This window comes from Streptomyces sp. NPDC038135 (assembly GCF_055601245.1).
On the sequence record NZ_JBVJXS010000006.1, the window covers coordinates 160,628 to 176,733 of the forward strand.

General features: G+C 76.4%; 15 protein-coding genes. 7 read left to right on the top strand and 8 right to left on the bottom strand.

Going from position 1 to position 16,106, the window contains the following annotated elements:
- Positions 1-147: 147 nt before the first annotated feature.
- The 3 genes from ACZ7JA_RS18345 to ACZ7JA_RS18355 form a co-directional block, all read right to left on the bottom strand.
- Positions 148-1,338: a spore photoproduct lyase family protein gene (locus ACZ7JA_RS18345; protein WP_470809161.1), complete on the bottom strand. Its 1,191-nt coding sequence runs from the start codon at positions 1,336-1,338 to the stop codon at positions 148-150.
- 78 nt (positions 1,339-1,416) lie between these two features.
- Positions 1,417-1,923, bottom strand: coding sequence for a TspO/MBR family protein (locus ACZ7JA_RS18350; protein ID WP_393435181.1), 507 nt, complete (start codon positions 1,921-1,923; stop codon positions 1,417-1,419).
- 42 nt (positions 1,924-1,965) lie between these two features.
- Positions 1,966-2,403 (bottom strand): SsgA family sporulation/cell division regulator, encoded by a 438-nt coding sequence (locus ACZ7JA_RS18355; RefSeq protein ID WP_351660270.1) that lies wholly within the window; start codon positions 2,401-2,403, stop codon positions 1,966-1,968.
- Positions 2,404-2,650: 247 nt separating this feature from the next.
- Between ACZ7JA_RS18355 and ACZ7JA_RS18360 the strand changes: the two genes are divergently transcribed.
- Positions 2,651-3,217, top strand: a complete 567-nt coding sequence (locus ACZ7JA_RS18360; protein WP_389449495.1) for a DUF4383 domain-containing protein — start codon at positions 2,651-2,653, stop codon at positions 3,215-3,217.
- Positions 3,218-3,336: 119 nt separating this feature from the next.
- Here ACZ7JA_RS18360 and ACZ7JA_RS18365 read toward each other — a convergent pair whose 3' ends face one another.
- Positions 3,337-3,516: a DUF6480 family protein gene (locus ACZ7JA_RS18365; protein WP_389296821.1), complete on the bottom strand. Its 180-nt coding sequence runs from the start codon at positions 3,514-3,516 to the stop codon at positions 3,337-3,339.
- 182 nt (positions 3,517-3,698) lie between these two features.
- On the opposite strand from ACZ7JA_RS18365, the gene ACZ7JA_RS18370 reads away from it, so the two are divergent.
- Positions 3,699-4,529, top strand: coding sequence for an SDR family NAD(P)-dependent oxidoreductase (locus ACZ7JA_RS18370; protein WP_470809165.1), 831 nt, complete (start codon positions 3,699-3,701; stop codon positions 4,527-4,529).
- A gap of 49 nt (positions 4,530-4,578) precedes the next feature.
- Here the strand turns inward: ACZ7JA_RS18370 and ACZ7JA_RS18375 are convergent, their stop codons facing one another.
- The 3 genes from ACZ7JA_RS18375 to ACZ7JA_RS18385 form a co-directional block, all read right to left on the bottom strand.
- Positions 4,579-6,168: an FAD-dependent oxidoreductase gene (locus ACZ7JA_RS18375; RefSeq protein WP_389449489.1), complete on the bottom strand. Its 1,590-nt coding sequence runs from the start codon at positions 6,166-6,168 to the stop codon at positions 4,579-4,581.
- Positions 6,165-6,899: a methyltransferase domain-containing protein gene (locus ACZ7JA_RS18380; protein WP_470809168.1), complete on the bottom strand. Its 735-nt coding sequence runs from the start codon at positions 6,897-6,899 to the stop codon at positions 6,165-6,167. The genes ACZ7JA_RS18375 and ACZ7JA_RS18380 overlap by 4 nt, the downstream gene beginning before the upstream one ends.
- Before the next feature lie 121 nt (positions 6,900-7,020).
- The gene (locus tag ACZ7JA_RS18385) at positions 7,021-8,217 is read right to left on the bottom strand and encodes a lycopene cyclase family protein (protein ID WP_389449483.1); all 1,197 of its coding nucleotides are present in this window, start codon (positions 8,215-8,217) and stop codon (positions 7,021-7,023) included.
- 299 nt (positions 8,218-8,516) lie between these two features.
- Between ACZ7JA_RS18385 and ACZ7JA_RS18390 the strand changes: the two genes are divergently transcribed.
- From ACZ7JA_RS18390 to ACZ7JA_RS18405, 4 genes are all read left to right on the top strand, one after another.
- A complete protein-coding gene (locus tag ACZ7JA_RS18390) occupies positions 8,517-9,788 on the top strand; it encodes a polyprenyl synthetase family protein (RefSeq protein WP_470809170.1) in 1,272 nt (423 codons plus the stop codon).
- The gene (gene crtI / locus ACZ7JA_RS18395; RefSeq protein ID WP_470809172.1) at positions 9,785-11,326 is read left to right on the top strand and encodes a phytoene desaturase family protein; all 1,542 of its coding nucleotides are present in this window, start codon (positions 9,785-9,787) and stop codon (positions 11,324-11,326) included. The genes ACZ7JA_RS18390 and crtI overlap by 4 nt, the downstream gene beginning before the upstream one ends.
- Positions 11,323-12,327, top strand: a complete 1,005-nt coding sequence (locus ACZ7JA_RS18400) for a phytoene/squalene synthase family protein (protein WP_351660293.1) — start codon at positions 11,323-11,325, stop codon at positions 12,325-12,327. Before crtI ends, ACZ7JA_RS18400 begins: the two co-directional genes overlap by 4 nt.
- A gap of 417 nt (positions 12,328-12,744) precedes the next feature.
- The gene (locus tag ACZ7JA_RS18405; protein ID WP_470809175.1) at positions 12,745-13,752 is read left to right on the top strand and encodes a DUF5914 domain-containing protein; all 1,008 of its coding nucleotides are present in this window, start codon (positions 12,745-12,747) and stop codon (positions 13,750-13,752) included.
- Positions 13,753-14,086: 334 nt separating this feature from the next.
- Here ACZ7JA_RS18405 and ACZ7JA_RS18410 read toward each other — a convergent pair whose 3' ends face one another.
- Positions 14,087-15,127 (bottom strand): MerR family transcriptional regulator, encoded by a 1,041-nt coding sequence (locus ACZ7JA_RS18410; protein ID WP_470809177.1) that lies wholly within the window; start codon positions 15,125-15,127, stop codon positions 14,087-14,089.
- Positions 15,128-15,366: 239 nt separating this feature from the next.
- On the opposite strand from ACZ7JA_RS18410, the gene ACZ7JA_RS18415 reads away from it, so the two are divergent.
- On the top strand, positions 15,367-16,002 hold the full coding sequence (locus tag ACZ7JA_RS18415; protein WP_470809179.1) for an RNA polymerase sigma factor: 636 nt from the start codon (positions 15,367-15,369) through the stop codon (positions 16,000-16,002).
- Positions 16,003-16,106 lie beyond the last annotated feature (104 nt).

The following is a 16,106-nucleotide window of genomic DNA, read 5'->3' on the forward strand; positions in this document are numbered from 1 at the left end:
GGGTGGGTCGGTGGGTGTGGTTATAGGGGTGGGGCGGCGGCAGAAGCCGACCCAGGGAAGCGGAGCCCCTATCTTACGGTTCCCCAAAGCCGCGCGTCGGCCGGAGGACCCCGCGGCCGTCGTCAGGAGCGGTCCGCGGGGCCCGGTTCAGAAGGCGTACCGGATGCGCAGCCAGGGGGCGTGCGCCGCGACGAGCCCGCGCAGCTCGTCCAGCGCCCTCGCCTTGACCGCGTGGTCGTAGCGCACGTTCAGCGCCCCGTTCTCGGAGCGTTTGCCCTCCTGGACGCCGGGCTGCCAGAGCACGTCCTCGGCGCGCGGATGCCAGCCGAGGTTCACCTCGTGCAGTTCCCGGTTGTGGGTCAGCATGATCACTTCGGCGGCGGCCTGCCGTCTGACCCGGTCCGGGAGCACGTCGTCGAGCTGCCGGAGCAGCTCGGCCCAGGCCTCCTGCCATCCGGGGCGCAGCACGACGGGGGAGAGGTTGAAGTGCACCTCGTACCCCGCGTCCAGGAAGTCGGCCGCGGCGGCGATCCGCTCGGCCACCGGCGACGTCCGGATGTCCAGCAGCCGCGAGTCCTCGCCCGGCATGACCGAGAACCGGACGCGGGTGCGGCCCCGCGGGTCCAGCGCGAGCAGATCCGGGTTCACGAACTTCGTGGCGAAGGACGCCTTGGCGGTGGGCCACTGCCGGAATGCGTGCACGAGATCGGCGGTGTTGTCGCAGATCAGCGCGTCCACCGAGCAGTCGCCGTTCTCGCCGATGTCGTAGACCCACGCCCGGTCGTCGCACTGGTTGGGTTCCCGCTTGGGGCCCTGGCGCGCGATGTGCCGGCCCAGGTGGGCGATGATCCGCTCGATGTTGGTGAAGACGGTGACGGGATTGGCGTATCCCTTGCGGCGCGGCACGTAGCAGTACACGCAGGCCATGGCGCAGCCGTTGGACGGACCGGGGGCGATCCAGTCGGCCGACCGGCCGTTGGGCCGGGTGGTGAGCGTCTTGCGCTCGCCCAGCACCAGCGTCTCGCCCTTCACCCGCACCCAGCGCCCGACGTTCCCCTCGTCGCCGTGCAGCTGCGGGATGCGCCAGTGGGAGTCCACCTCGACGACCCGCGCGGCGGGGTGCCGGGCGAGGATCTGGCGGCCGCGGGGCGAGGCGGCGGCAGCGGGCTCGGCGTAGATCGTCCGCACGGGCAGCAGCCGCCGGGCGGCGTCGGAGTCGCGGAACAGCGGACCGGCGGCCGGCGGCCGGGCCGGCTCGCCCCCGGCGGGCCCGGCGCCGGGCAGGGCGTCGAGTCCGAACAGCGCGTCGTCGTCCGGCATGGCGGAGAAGTCCCTCATGTTCGGTTCGCTGTGTTTCTGGGCCGACGTCGCATACGCCCCACTGTACGCAGACGCAACAGGCCGGAGCGAAGTCCGTCAGCGGTTGAGCCGGACGATGGAGGCGTTCAGGGCGGCCGCGAAGGCGCACCAGCCGGCGTAGGGCGCGAGGGCCGCGGCCGCGGCCCGGTCGGTGCGGCCGATCCGCCGGATGAGCCGGGCGTTGCTGAGGTTGAGCAGCACGTTCCCGGCGAGCGCCGCCTCGGGGTCGCGGCGGGCGAAGAACAGCCGGCTCCACGAGGCGTTCAGCGCCAGGTTCGCGGCCAGCTCGGCGGCGATCCCGGCCCGCCGGCGCGGATCGGGGGCGCGCCCGAGCGCGTGGCCCGCCGCGCAGGCGATCGACGCGTACAGCGGGGTCCACACCAGGCCGAACGCCCAGGACGGCGGCTGCCAGGACGGCTTGCGCAGCGAGGCGTACCAGGTGCTGTCCGGATCGGTCGCCGTGGCGCCCACGGCGGCGGTGACGGCCACCGCCGCGGCGGTCGCGCCGTACCGCAGCCAGGGGCCGGGCCGCCGGGCGCCTGCCCGTTCGCTGATCACCTTCATGTCCTCACGTCTTCCCGGGCGTCGCCCGATGCCACCCGTCGGTCAGTCGCCGCGCAGCAGTTTCGCCAGGATGTCGTCCCAGACCAGGTGGGAGCTCTCCGAGCCTGCGGGCACCGCCTCGAACGTCTGGGCCAGCCAGCCCTCGAACGGGTCGGCCGGTATGTACAGCACGGCGGCCCCGCCCGGGCCGCGCAGCAGGATCCGCAGGGTGGTGGACCCGTGGCAGCGGCAGGGCGGCCAGACGCGTACGGAACCCTCCCCGGACGGCACCCGCAGTCCGGCGTCGAGCAGATCGCGTGAGAACAGCCAGGGCGCGACGGTGTCGGGGCCGTCGCGGAAGTCCATGCGCACGGCGAACGGATCGGCCGACTCGTAGCTGAAGCGGACCTCGAGCCGGAGGGCCTCCGCGTCGCTGAGAACCAGACCGATGTCCAGGTCGGTGTGGAGACGCCTGGTCCGGTCGGGGTCGGTGGAGTGCATGACGCCTCCCGGATGAGGTGGATCGTGGGCCCCGCCCTGCGCGAAGCCCCGCACCCCCCACTTCCCCGCGGGGGCCCGGGGTGGATGCGGGCGGCCGGCGGCCGCCGCGAGGACGCGGGCGATCTCCGCGACCTCCGCGTGCAACCGTTTCGCACGCGCCGCCGGAAGAGACAGCGACGTGGGTGGCAGGGCGGTCCGAGCCGTCCCCACCCCTGGGGGGCCTGGCACGCATCGGAAAGGATGTGTCATGAGGCTTCGCGACGAATGGCCGGTCGACCACCGGCTGGCGACGGTCTACCGCTACGGCGCCGGACTCTGCGGCGGTGTCCTGCTGCTGTTCGGCTGTCTCGGCTTCGCCGACGAACTCAGCCCCTTCGGCACGGACGGCACCCGCATCGCGGGCATGTCGACGAACGGACTGCTGAGCCTGATCTCGGTGCTCTTCGGCCTGCTGCTGATCGGCGGCGCCGTGGTCGGGGGGAACTTCGCCTCCACGCTCAACATGGCCGTGGGGACGCTGTTCCTCGTCAGCGGTTTCGTGCACGTCTTCGTCCTCGACCGGAGCGCCAACATCCTCGACTTCGGTATGACGAACGTCTTCTTCACCTTCGTCATGGGCCTGCTCATCCTCACCTTCGGGATGTACGGCCGGGTCACCGGCGGGCTGCCGCACGACAACCCGTACTGGCGCCGCCGCCACCCGAGGGAGGCGGCACGGGAGTCCCTGGCCGCCCGGCGCAGGGAGCGGGCGCTCTCCCTGACCACGGCGCCGGACGCCCCGTCCCGGCTCCCGGCCACCCGGCCGCACGGCTGAACCCCCGCCCGCCGGCACACCGGTGCGACGGACTCCCCGGCACGGCCCTCCGGCACGACAAGGGCGGCACCGCGATTCGCGGTGCCGCCCACGCTCGACGGGAGCCGTACCCCGAGGGCTCACAGATCGATCATCCGCACCACGAAGAACGCGGCGACGAGAAGGCAGCCGATCACGATGAGTGCCATCCAGACGCCAGGATGTTCCCAGATGCCGCCGTCGGGTCGCTCGGGGTGCGCTTCCGCCGTCGATCCCTCGACGGGCGGTGTCTCTCCGGGAGGGCGCAGGGAGTCGGTCATCGTTTCCACCTCCAGGGTCCGGGCGGTGGGAGCCGATCGCCGAGGCCGTGCGGCGCACGCCGGCGAACCGGTCCCTCTCGGACTCTTCCGAGCCGGCCGGACCACCGGATGCGGCGGATGCGCACCGCCGGGACGCACGGCTCGCCCGGTCCACGCGGCGTCCGCTCATCGGGAGGCATGACATGGAACTAGCCGGATCACGGGTACTGGTCGCCGGAGCCACCGGCGAGATCGGCTCCGCTCTCGCCCGCGACCTGCACCGGCGGGACGCCCGGGTCGCCGTCGCGGGCCGGGACCCGGACCGGCTCACAGGCGTGGCCCGGGACTGCGGCGACGCCCCGGCCTTCGGCATCGACGCCTACCGGCCCGACGTCTGCGCAGCGGCCGTGCGCGGCGCCGCGCGGCGGTGGGGCGGCCTGGACGCGGTGGCGGTCTGCGTCGGCGTCACCGCCTTCGGTCCCGCCGCCGAGGTGGACGACGCGGTGGCCGAACACCTCCTCAGCGTCAACGCGCTCGCGCCCATGGCCCTGCTCCGGGCCGCCGTACCCCTCGTGGGCCGAGGCGGGGTGCTGGCCGCGGTCACCGGTGTCGTCGTCGACACGCCCGTGCCGCGGATGGCCGACTACAGCGCGGCCAAGGCGGCGCTCGCCGCCTGGCTGCACGCGCTGCGCCGCGAACTGCGCCCGGCGGGCGTCCGGGTGGTGGACGTACGCCTGCCCCACGTCGCGACCGCTTTCGCCGGCCGCGCCGTGACCGGGTCCCCGCCCCGGCTGCCCCCGGGTCTGCCGCGGTCCGAGGCGATCCGCACGGTCACGGAGGCGCTGGTCCGAGGGGACGGAGTCGTCCGGCACACGGCGGCGGCACCGTCCGGCCGGGCGGACGGTGTCGACCTGGCGGCCGGGGCCGGCCGGGCGGACGGTGCCGACCTGGCGGCCGGGGCCGGCCGGGCGGACGGTGCAGACCTGGCGGCCGGGGTGGGCGGTGCGGCCGGGGTGGACGACGCCGACCGGTGACGCGGAGCCCGCCGCGGAAGCCCCGGCCCCGACCTCGCCGGGCGTCAGCTCACCCGCCGCCCGCCCTGGCCGCCGCCCAGCGCAGGGCGGCGAGGCGCCCCCGGCCCGGTACGGTCCACAACGCGTGCCCGCGCAGGCCCCAGCTCCCCAGCAGCTCGTTGGCCGCGAGGAAGCCGCTGGTCGCGGCCCGCTCCATCAGGGCCACCGGCAGACCGGTGCGCACCGTGTCGCCCGCCACGACCAGGCCCGGCGTGGGGGTGGTGACCGTCGGCCGGTCCGCGTGGCCGCCCACCGGGAACAGGGGGCAGTCGGCCCGCCACTCGTGACGGGCGTCCACCACCCGGGCCCGGGCCGTCTCGGGGTAGAGCCGGTGCAGTTCGCCGAGCAGCTCCTTCTGCGTGGTCTCCCGGTCGGCGTCCCCGGGCACGGCGTAGGCGTGCAGTTCGACGACCGAGCCGCCGGTGCGGTCGGCCCAACGGGCGGCCTCGCCCTCCCAGCCGCTGAGCACGCTGACGTTGTCCAGGGCCCCGAAGCCGCTGGTGCCGAGGAAGCCGGGCCGGTCCGCGCGCACGGGCCGGTCCAGCCACAGGCGGGACACCAGGAAGGGCGGGGCGGTGCGCAGCCGCGCCACCCGCTCGCGCCACCCGGCGTCCCCGAGACCGTCGCAGCGGCCCACCAGGGAGCGCAGGCCCCCCGGGTCCAGGGCCAGCACCACGGCGTCGTACGGCTCCTCGCCGCCGGCGGCGGTCACCGCGAAGCCGCCCGACGGCAGCGCGGAGACGCCCTCCACCGCGGTGCTGGTGCGCACGCGCGCGCGGAGCCGCTCCAGTCGTGCGGCGATCGGGTCCCACAGCGCCTGCGGGAACGGTTCCCGGGGCACGTCGAACAGCAGGCCCTCGGCCGAGCCGAGGAAGTAGATGTGGAACATCAGCGCCATCTCCGCCGCCGACAGCTTCCGCGGATCGGCGAAGAAGCTGCGGGAGAACACCTCGAAGGCCAGGTGCCGCGCCGCCGGCGGGAACCGGATGTCCTCCAGGAAGTCGTACGCGCTGACGCCGTCGAGCCGTTCGTACACCTCGGGCACCCGCACGTCCAGCAGCGGCAGGGCCGCGCTCGGGCGCATCCGGGCCAGGTCGCGCAGGGAGAACGACTCGCTCAGCGCCACGAACCCGAGCGCGCTCAGCGGCGGGGTGCGCGGCACGTGCCGGAAGCTGTCCTGCCGGCCGCTGCCGTGCCGCAGGGGGTAGTCCGGCAGGCCGGTGAGGCGGCTCAGGGCCGGATCGGTCCGGCGCAGCAGCGCGCGCAGGTTGTAGTACTGCCGGAAGAACGCGTGGAAGCCCCGGCTCATGGTCACCGTCGTGCCGTCGGCCAGCCGCGTGGACCACCCCGCCAGCCTGCCGCCGAGCTGCGCGTCGCGCTCGTACACGGTGACCCGCACCCCGCGCTCGGCCAGCGCGGTCGCCGCCGTCAGGCCGGCGATGCCGCCGCCCACGACCGCCGCCCGCGGCGCTGTGGACTCCTCGGCACGACCGGCGCCGGGCGGCGCGGGCAGCAGCCGGGCCAGCCGGTCCCGGCCGGGGCGGGGCGGGCGGACACCGGATCCGGCGGGACGGCGCGGCCCGGCCGCCGGCCCGGTCATCGGCCCGTCTCCGAGCCGTCGGCGAACGGGCGGCGGGCGACGACGGTGTGGGTGATGCCGGTCTGCCAGCCGGGCAGCGGAAGTACCCGCACCCGTTCGAACCCCGCCCGCTCCACCCGGCGCGCGAGCTGCCCGGCGGTGTCGAAGGAGACGACGCTGCGCCACAGATGGCGGTAGAGCGGTCCGTCGCCGAGCAGCGTCGCGACCGGCAGGACGACCCCGCCGCACACCGCGTTCCACACCGCGCGGTGCGCCGTCCGCCCGCTCAGCGCGTACTCGTGCACCGCCAGCCGGCCGCCCGGCGCCAGCAGCCGGTAGGCCTGGGCGAGCACCGCGTCCGGGTCGGCGGTGTTGCGCAGCAGGTACGCGGCGAACACCGCGTCGAACGGGCCGCGCACCCCGGCCGCCGCCAGCCGCTCCACCGGCGCCTGCACGAAGCGCACCGGCCTCGGCCAGGGGCGCCGGGCCGCCCGTCGCAGCATCCCGGCCGACGCGTCCACGGCGGTGATGTCCGCGCAGGGCAGTGCCGCGGCCAGCGCCGCGGTCGAGGCGCCGGTACCGCAGCCGAGGTCCAGCACCCTCGGGGCCGCGACACCGCCGGGGAGGCCGAGGCGCCGGGCGGAGCGGCGCAGGTGGGCGTGGTAACCGGGATTCGCCGCCACGAGCGTGTCGTAGCTCCGGGCGGCGTGGTCGAACGCGGTCGCCAGCTCGGCGTCGCGCAGCACGGGCATGCCATCTCCGTGAGAGGTAGTGGGAACAGGTCCGGGGTCGTCAGGTGCGGGGTCGTCAGGTGCAGGGCCGGCGGGGTCGTCGGTCACGCGGGTCGGGGACATGGACCGGGTGGTGAGGGGGTCAGGTCGCCGGGGCGCTGCGTCGCGGGGCGAACGGCAGGGAGAGCGCCGAGCCGAGCATCGCGGCGACGGGCACGTGCAGCCCGATGGAGACGTCCTCCGCGAGGCCGGTGCGCCCGTCGAGGAAACGCAGCAGGCGGGGCGCGGGCACCCGGGTGAACAGGCGGGTGAAGAAGGCCGGACCGTCCACCCGGCCGTGGTCGAGGGCGTGCAGCAGGACCGCGTCCATGAGCCGGGAGCGGGCCGAGTGGGCGTGCGGCGGCACGGGGCGGCGCCCGGCGTGCAGGGCCGCGGCCACCGCGCCGGTCTGGCGCTGCACGGCGCTGAAGGTGTAGCCGGTCGCGGGCCGGGTGGCCCCGGCCGCGGCGCCGATGCGGAACACGGACGCCGCGGTCCGGCGGGGGAAGTCCGCGTCCGTCATCGGGATCACACCCTGCTCGCAGTCCAGCACCTCGTGGTCGCCCGCGCCCAGCACATCGCCGAGGTAGTGCCGCAGCGCGCGGTCGTAGGCGTCCCGGCCGAGCGGGCTGCGGGAGAACTCGGTGTACTCCACCAGCGCCTCCCGGGGGCCGGTCGGCAGGACGTAGCCGAAGGACAGGCCGTGCGCGGGCTGCGGGGTGCGGAAGTCCATCAGCTCCACGACGCCGGGATCGAACACCGGGCGGCGGGTGCGCACGAACCAGCCGCGGAAGTGCTGCAGCAGCGTCGTGCGGGCCGGTGGCAGCCGTTCGGGCGGCCGTGAGTCGAACACCCAGCGGGCGCGCACCGTCACTTGGCCGCCGTCGGCCCGGCGCGCGTGCACCACCGCACCGCCGGGCGCGGACTCGACCCGCTCGGCGACGGCCTCCACGGTCGTCACCCACGGGCTCTCCGCGAGCGCCCGCCCGGCCAGTTCCTCCAGCGCGTCGGAGCGCAGCATCTTGTAGCGCAGCGGCGCGATGGCCGCGTCCACCGTCCGTCCGTCCCGGGACCGCACCCGCAGCCGCTGCCAGGAGGCCGTCAGCGCCTCGTCGTACGGCCCCGCGCCCGCCTCCCAGAAGCACCAGGTGCGCCGTGCCGCGCGGAACGGCCCCGGTGGCGCGGCCAGCAGCACCGCCGTCACCCGGCGCCCGTCCGCGGGCGGGCGGGCCAGCCGCAGCGCCAGCGACAGCCCTGCGGCCCCGGCGCCCACGACGGCGACGTCCGACTCCACCTCCACGGCGGCTCCCTCCACGGCGGCTCTCTCCGCAGCTCTCTCGGCGGACCGGCGGATCCGGCCAGTCTTCCCGCGCACCGGTCCCGGCGGATGCAGCCGGGAGCGTGTCGTGCGGGTGGTTACCCATGGCGCCGGCATGTCCACCGAATGGCGCATCCGGCGGGGCGACCCGCGCGGAATGTGTCACGACGACGTACCGGTCGCGACCGTGCCGGCACCCGACGCGACCGGTGCCGGCACAGCGCGACCCGGCCGGCCCGCCGACAGGCGGTCCGGCTCACCGACCGGCGAGAGGATCCGCGATGCGTTCCACCCAGGCGATCGGCCGTCTCACGGCAGACCCGCCGCGCAGGCCGCCCGCCGTGGCCGATTCCGACGACACCGGGGAAGGGGCCGCACCCGGCGGCGCCCGCGACGTCGACGAAGACGTGGCCGGCGCCGTCGGCCGGGAACTGCGCGAACTGCTCGCCGACCGCCTCGCGGGCTGCCACGGGCTCGACCCGGTGTTCGCGCGGGACGTCGCCGAGCGGACCGCCCGCTTCACCCGGCGCGGCGGCCGCCGCATCCGGCCCCGGCTCCTGTGGTGGTCGCTGCGCGCCTGCGGCGGCGGGGACCCGGCCCAGGTACGGGTGGCGCTGCGCACGGCGGCGGCGCTGGAACTGCTCCAGACCTGCGCCCTGGTCCACGACGACCTGATGGACCAGGCGCCCACCCGCCGCGGCGAACCGGCGATGCACGCCGACGTGGCCGAGCAGTACGCCGGTGCCGCGGCGGGCCCCGCCGCCCAGCGGCTCGGCGCGTCCACCGCGGTGCTCGCCGGCGACCTCGCCCTGGCCTGGGCGGACGACGTCCTGTCCGGGCTGCTGCTGGACCCCGGGCTGCCCCGCGACGCCGCGCACCGGCTGCACGAGGTGTGGCGGGCGCTGCGCACGGAGATGGTGGCGGGCCAGTACCTCGACGTGCGCGGCCAGGCCGTGTCGTCCGGCACCCCGGCCCGGTCGATCCGGGCCGCATGCCTCAAGAGCGCCCTCTACACGGTGGAACGGCCCCTGCACCTGGGCGCGGTGCTCGCCGGAGCCGACGACCTCACCGTCAGGACCCTGCGCCGCGCGGGACGCTGCGCGGGCCTCGCCTTCCAGCTGCGGGACGACCTCGACGACCTCTTCGCCGACCCCCGGATCACCGGCAAGCCGTCCGGCGGCGACGTGCGCGAGGGCACCCCGACCTACCCGCTGGCCGTGGCCCGGTCCCTCGCCGACGCGGCCGGCGACCGGCACGCGCTCGGCGTGCTCGAGCACGCGATGGGCCGCGCCGACCTCACCGACGGCGAACTGGCCGGCGTACGCGAGGTGCTCGTCGCCGTCGGAGCCCGCGACCACGTCGAGGCGCGGATCGCCCGGCTCACCCGGCGCTCCCTGCGCCACCTCGGCGAGGCCTCCCTGGAACCCGGCGCGACCGCCCGGCTGCGCGACCTGCTGGCGGAGATCACCGGAACGGCCGGCCAGGTGCCCGAGCCCGCCGCGGCTCCGCGACCCGGCGCCCTGGCCGCCGCCGGAACGGAGGCGGGCCGGTGACGCGGAACATCGCTGGACCCACCGACCACGTGGTCGTCGTCGGCGCAGGCCTTGCCGGCCTGTCCACCGCGCTGCACCTGCTCGGCGCCGGCCGCCGCGTCACCGTCGTCGAACGCGACCCCCGGCCCGGCGGGCGCGCCGGCCGCATGGAGCTCGGCGACTACCTGATCGACACCGGGCCCACCGTGCTCACCATGCCGGAGATCGCCGACGAGGCGTTCGCCGCGGTCGGCACCTCGCTGCGCGACCGCGTCGAGCTGATCGAGCTCCATCCGGCCTACCGGGCGCGCTTCGCCGACGGCAGCACCCTCGACGTGCACACCGACGCCGAGGCGATGGAGGCGGAGATCGAGCGGTTCGCCGGCGGCGCCGAAGCGGCCGGCTACCGGCGGCTGCGCCACTGGCTGGGGCAGCTCTACCAGGCCGAGCGGGGCCGCTTCCTCGACGCCGACTTCGACTCGCCGCTGCAACTGCTCGGCCCCGACCTGGTCCGGCTCGCCGCACTGGGCGGCTTCGGCCGCTGGGAGGCGCAGATCGGCCGCCACGTACGCGACGAGCGGCTGCGCCGTGTCTTCTCCTTCCAGGCCCTGTACGCCGGCGTACCGCCGGAGCGGGCGATGGCCGCCTACGCGGTGATCGCCTACATGGACACCGTCGCCGGGGTGTACTTCCCGCGCGGCGGCATGTACGCCCTGCCGCGGGCCATGGCCGAGGCGGCGGCCGAGGCGGGGGCGACGTTCCACTACGGGCAGCGGGTGACCCGCCTGGAACGCTCAGGCGAGCGCGTCACCGCCGTGGTGACCGACGACCAGCGCATCCCCTGCGACGCCGTCGTCCTCACCCCCGACCTGCCGGTGACCTACCGCCTGCTCGGCCGCTCCCCGCGCCGCCCCGCACGCCTCAGGCACTCCCCGTCGGCGGTGATCCTGCACGCCGGCTGCGACCGCACCTGGCCCGAACTGGCCCACCACACCCTGTCCTTCGGCCACGCCTGGCGGCGCACCTTCCGCGAACTCACCCACACCGGTGAGCTGATGAGCGACCCCTCCCTGCTGATCACCCGGCCCACCGCGACCGACCCCGGCCTGGCCCCGCCCGGCCGCCATCTGCACTACGTCCTCGCCCCGTGCCCCAACACCGACATCGGTCCGGACGGCGCCGACTGGCCCGACCTCGGCGCGCGCTACCGCGACAGCCTGCTCGGCGAACTCGACCGCCGCGGCCTCACGGGCATCGCGTCCGCCATCGAGGAGGAGTGCCTGGTGACCCCGGCCGACTGGAGCGCGCAGGGACACGCCGCCGGCACACCGTTCTCCGCCGCGCACACCTTCGCCCAGACGGGCCCCTTCCGCCCGCGCAACCTGGTTCGCGGCACCGCCAACGCCGTCCTCGCCGGCTGCGGCACCACACCCGGCGTGGGCGTCCCGCCCGTCCTGCTGTCCGGGAAGCTGGCCGCGGCCCGGGTCACCGGCGGCGCCCGCATCCGCACCACCACCCGCCGGGACGCCCGGCGGACCGCCGAAGGAGCACGGCCATGACCACCCGCGAGCTGGACGCCGCTCGCATCACCGACCCCGGACTGCGCGCCGCCTACACCCGCTGCCGGGAACTGAACGCCCGGCACGGCCGCACCTACTTCCTCGCCACCCGCCTGCTGCCCCCCGACCGGCGGCCCGCCGTGCACGCCCTGTACGGCTTCGCCCGCTGGGCCGACGACATCGTCGACTCGCTCGCGGACGGCCCCGGCGCCCCCACCGGCGACGTGGCGGCGCGGCGGGCCGCCGCCCTGGACCGCCTGAGCGCCGACCTGATCCGGGGCCTGGCGGGCGGACACAGCACCGAGCCGGTGGTCACCGCCCTCGCCGACACCAGCGGCCGCTACGCCATCGACCCGCGCCACTTCACCGACTTCCTGGCCTCCATGCGCAGCGACCTGACGGTCACCGAGTACGCCGACTACGCGGCGCTGCGCGGCTACATGCACGGCTCGGCGGCGGTGATCGGCCTGCAGATGCTGCCCGTCCTCGGCACCGTCGTGCCACGCGAGGAGGCCGCCCCGTACGCGGCCGAACTGGGCGTCGCCTTCCAGCTCACGAACTTCCTCCGGGACGTCGGGGAGGACCTCGACCGCGGCCGGATCTACCTGCCCCAGGACCTGCTCGCCGCACACGGCGTCGACCGCGAGCTGCTGCGCCGCTGCCGGGACGACGGCCGCACCGACGGCCGGGTCACCGAGGCCCTGCGCGCCTTCGCCGACCTCACCCGCGCCGCCTACCGGCGAGCCGCGCCCGGCGTACCGATGCTCGACCCCGTCGCCCGCCCCTGCATCCGCACGGCGTTCGTGCTCTACGGCGGCATCCTGGACGCCGTGGCCGACACCGGCTGGGCGGCCCTGAACCGCCGCGCGGCGGTCCCCCGCAGACGCCGCGCCCTGGTCGCCGCGGACGGCCTGCTCCGCGTGGCCGCGGCCCGCCTGGCGGCCCGCCGCGAACCGGCCCGTGCCCCGCGCCCCTCCACACCGTGCGAGGAGGCCGCGTGATGCCGGGTCGTCGGCTCCGCCGAGCCGGTCTGCGTGTGTGTCCCGGCCGTGAGGCGGCCGCGTGTGGCGCCGCGCTGCCGTGCGGGCGCGGCGCGCTGGTCGCCGCGGACGGCCTGTCCCCGCTGCGGGTGGCGACGGTCCGCCCGGGGGCCCGCCGTGGGTCCGCCCGCGCACTTCACCCGTCCGCACTCTGCGAGGAGGCCGCGTGATGCCGGGTCGTCGGCTCCGCCGAGCCGGTCTGCGTGTGTGTCCCGGCCGTGAGGTGGCAGCGTGTGGCGCCGCGGTGCCGTGCGGGCGCGGCGCGCTGGTCGCCGCGGACGGCCTGTCCCCGCTGCGGGTGGCGGCGGTCCGCCCGGGGGCCCGTCGTGGGTCCGCCCGCGCACTTCACCCGTCCGTACGCTGCGAGGAGGCCGCGTGATGCCCGATCGTCCGTTCCGACGAGCCCGCCTGCCCCTGCGCCTGCGGCGCGACCCCGTGGCGTGGGAACGCCAGCGGCCGACGTGGCGTGAGGCCCGGCCCGCGCTCATCGCCGACGCGCTCAAGCGGGCGCAGCAGCGGCCCAGCGGCAACTGGTTCGTCGTCGGCGCCTCCCGCGACCTGCCGAAGGACCGCCCGCTGGCCCGTTCCGTCGCCGGTCAGGAGGTCGTGCTCTGGCGCGACGTGCAGGACCGGCTCGTCGCCGGCCCCGGCGTCTGCCCGCACCTGGGCGCGCCGCTGCGGGACAGCCCGGTGCGGTGCGGCACCCTTGTCTGCCATTGGCACGGACTGGCCCTCAACGGCGCTCCGTTCGGCGGCTGGGAGCCCTGGCCGGCGTACGACGACGGGGTACTGCTGTGGGTGCGGCTGGACGACGTCGGGGGCGAGGAACCCACCTCCCGGCCGCCGGTGCCGGAGCGGCCCGCCGTGGCCGGCGCGCTGACCGCCGTCTACACGGGGCAGGGCGTCTGCGAACCGGCCGACGTGGTCGCCAACCGACTCGACCCCTGGCACGGGGCCTGGTTCCACCCGTACTCCTTCGTCGACCTCACCGTCGTGGACGCCCCGGGGCGGGACGACGCCGAGGACGCGTTCACGGTCGACGTCTCCTTCAAGGTCGCGGGCCGCCTCGTCGTACCGGTCCGCGCCGTGTTCACCGCCCCCGGACCGCGCACGGTGGTCATGCGGATCACCGGCGGTGAGGGAGAGGGCTCCGTCGTGGAGACGCACGCGACACCGCTCGGCCCGGACAGCCAGGGCAGGCCGCGTACCGCGGTGGTGGAGGCGGTGCTGGCCACCTCCGAGCGCCCGGGCTTCGCCGTCGCCCGCCGCACCGCCCCGCTGCTCCGCCCCGTCATGCGTTTCGCGGCGGGCCGCCTCTGGCGCGACGACCTGGCCTACGCCGAACGACGCTGGGAACTGCGCTCCACGGGACGCTTCCCCGGGTGACCACAGGCCCGGACCCGCTGCGCCACCCGGAACGCGCCCCGCGTACCCGGCGTGACGAGCGACCCGGGCCCTGCGGCCCGGGACGAACGCCGTGTGCTCGTGCCCCGGGCGCCCCGTGCCCGGTCCGGGCTGCGTCGGCCGGCGGCCGTGGCGCGCGGCGGTCGTGACGCGTGGCATGAGCCGGGCCGGGGAGAACGGCGCCAACGGTCCGACGGCAAGTCCCTGGACGCTTGGACGCGTGGGAGGGCGGCCGCGGGGCGTGCACGCGGGCCGCGATGAGGTCTCAGCCCAGCGGACCGTGACGCTCACCCCCCGGCCCGGCCGAACAAGTAGCTCACCCGCGCCGAGTGGACCGAGAAGCACCCTCCACGCCGTACAGGCCGCCCAGCGTCCGCACCGCGTCCCGCAGGCCGCCGCAGCGTGGGAAGTCTCCGGCCGCCCTGCGGTCCCAGCCCGGGCCCGCCGGCAGGACGAAGGGACGCCTGCGGGCGCCCGACGGGCCCCACTGAAGACCCGCCACGTGCCGGGCCAGCGGTCCCGACGCCGTCGAGCGGGTCTGCGCCCACAGGACGACGGCGACCGCGCCCGTGCGCCGGACACAGGCCAGCAGCGCCTCCACCGGCACGGCGGCGCCCAGCATGCGCGTCGGCACGCCCAGCTCGGCCAGCGCCGCGTCCAGCGCCTCCAGCGGCAGCGAGTGCTGCTCGCCGGGCGCGCAGGCCAGTACCACCGGCTCGGTGCCGGTGACATCGGTGGGGCGCGGCAGCACCAGCGGCGCGCGGCGCAGCGCGGTGGAGATCTGCCAGGACAGCAGGTGCTCCACCTCCACGTAACGGTCGCCCGACGACTCCCACTTGCGTCCCACCGCCCGCAGCGTCGGCACCATCACCTCCTCCCACGCCGTCGTCAGCCCGTGCTGCCTGACGGCGTCCAGCAGCCGGCTCTCCAGCTCCGGCGCGTCCAGCCGCACCGCGGCCCGGGCCAGCCCCCGGCACTCCTGGCGCACGTCACCGAGCGGCAGTCCGCCGCCGGCACCGCCGCGCCGGCCGGCCGTCTCGGGCGGCCGAACCGGCTCCGGGGCGGGGGCAGGGGCGGCCGGCACCCCCGCCGCGGGCGGGGCCCCCTCGCCGTGCGTGGAGCGGGCCACGCGTGCCGCCTCGGCGGGGGCCACGCCGGTCGCCGCCAGCCGGCACATCTCCTCGACCATCGCCACGTCCTGCGGGCTCCAGCGCCGGTGCCGCCCCTGTGACCGCGACGCCGGCCCCAGCCCGTAGCGCCGGTCCCAGGAGCGCAGCGTGGTGGGGGAGACACCCAGGCGCCGGGCCACCGCGCCCGTGGTCAGGCCGGCCGCCTCCGCCACGTCCACTTCACTCATGACCGTCAGCCCGTCGCTCCGAGGACCCGTAGGCCCGCCCGTCCCGCTTCCCGTTCGCGCGTCCCAGGGTACTCGATGCGATATCGATGCGAGTTGTGGGACCAGGGGTACCTCGCGCAGGGTGGAGACACGGACAGCGGAGGACGCGGGCACGGTGCAGAACCGGGCCGGGCCGCTGGCCGGAGGGGCGCCGCGGGACACCGACGACGCACACCGGGCTCACGAGGAGAGACGTGGTCATGGACCGTATCGCGGCTGTATCGGGCTCCGTAGTCACCGTCGGCCCCCGCGCCGCCGGCCTGCCGCCGACGACGGGGGACGGCCCCACGCCCACCGCCGACGACGCGTCCTGGGCCGAGATCCACCGCCAGTGGGGCGGGTTGGTCCACGGACTGGCCCAGCGGGCGCTCGGCGACGCGAGGGACGCCGAGGACGTGGCCCAGCAGGTGTTCGCCGACGCCTGGCGCGGCCGGCACGGTTACACGCCGGAGCGCGGCACCCCGGCCGCCTGGCTGGTGGGCATCACCCGGCGGAAGGTGGCGGACGCGCTGGCCGCCCGTGCGCGGCGCGCGCGGCTCGTGGCGGCGGCCGCCGAGCAGCCCCCGGCCCAGAGCCGCGACGACACCGGCGAGCCCGAGGCCGCCCTTGACCGGATGGTCGTCGGGCGGGCCCTGCGTCAGCTCAGCACCCCGCAGCGCCAGGTGCTGCACCTGGCCTACTACGAGGACCTGACCCAGACGCAGATCGCCGACGTCACCGGCTGGCCGCTCGGCACCGTCAAGAGCCACACCCGGCGCGGACTCGACCGCCTCCGTCACTGCCTGGAGGACGAGGGCATCGCCAACCCCGAGCGCGCAGAAGCGATGCGAGTTTGAGCCATGCCATCCGAGTGATCGACAAGCGCGCCCCAGAACCGGCCGCCGACCGGACTCGCGCCCGTGCCCGTCAAGCCGTCAGGCGGGCGCGTCGACCACGCCAG

Coding starts and splice junctions, on each gene's coding strand:
- ACZ7JA_RS18345 (WP_470809161.1), bottom strand. CDS start 1,338: ATGAGGGACTTCTCCGCCATGCCGGACGACGACGCGCTGTTCGGACTC.
- ACZ7JA_RS18350 (WP_393435181.1), bottom strand. CDS start 1,923: ATGAAGGTGATCAGCGAACGGGCAGGCGCCCGGCGGCCCGGCCCCTGG.
- ACZ7JA_RS18355 (WP_351660270.1), bottom strand. CDS start 2,403: ATGCACTCCACCGACCCCGACCGGACCAGGCGTCTCCACACCGACCTG.
- ACZ7JA_RS18360 (WP_389449495.1), top strand. CDS start 2,651: ATGAGGCTTCGCGACGAATGGCCGGTCGACCACCGGCTGGCGACGGTC.
- ACZ7JA_RS18365 (WP_389296821.1), bottom strand. CDS start 3,516: ATGACCGACTCCCTGCGCCCTCCCGGAGAGACACCGCCCGTCGAGGGA.
- ACZ7JA_RS18370 (WP_470809165.1), top strand. CDS start 3,699: ATGGAACTAGCCGGATCACGGGTACTGGTCGCCGGAGCCACCGGCGAG.
- ACZ7JA_RS18375 (WP_389449489.1), bottom strand. CDS start 6,168: ATGACCGGGCCGGCGGCCGGGCCGCGCCGTCCCGCCGGATCCGGTGTC.
- ACZ7JA_RS18380 (WP_470809168.1), bottom strand. CDS start 6,899: ATGCCCGTGCTGCGCGACGCCGAGCTGGCGACCGCGTTCGACCACGCC.
- ACZ7JA_RS18390 (WP_470809170.1), top strand. CDS start 8,517: ATGCGTTCCACCCAGGCGATCGGCCGTCTCACGGCAGACCCGCCGCGC.
- ACZ7JA_RS18400 (WP_351660293.1), top strand. CDS start 11,323: ATGACCACCCGCGAGCTGGACGCCGCTCGCATCACCGACCCCGGACTG.
- ACZ7JA_RS18405 (WP_470809175.1), top strand. CDS start 12,745: ATGCCCGATCGTCCGTTCCGACGAGCCCGCCTGCCCCTGCGCCTGCGG.
- ACZ7JA_RS18410 (WP_470809177.1), bottom strand. CDS start 15,127: ATGAGTGAAGTGGACGTGGCGGAGGCGGCCGGCCTGACCACGGGCGCG.
- ACZ7JA_RS18415 (WP_470809179.1), top strand. CDS start 15,367: ATGGACCGTATCGCGGCTGTATCGGGCTCCGTAGTCACCGTCGGCCCC.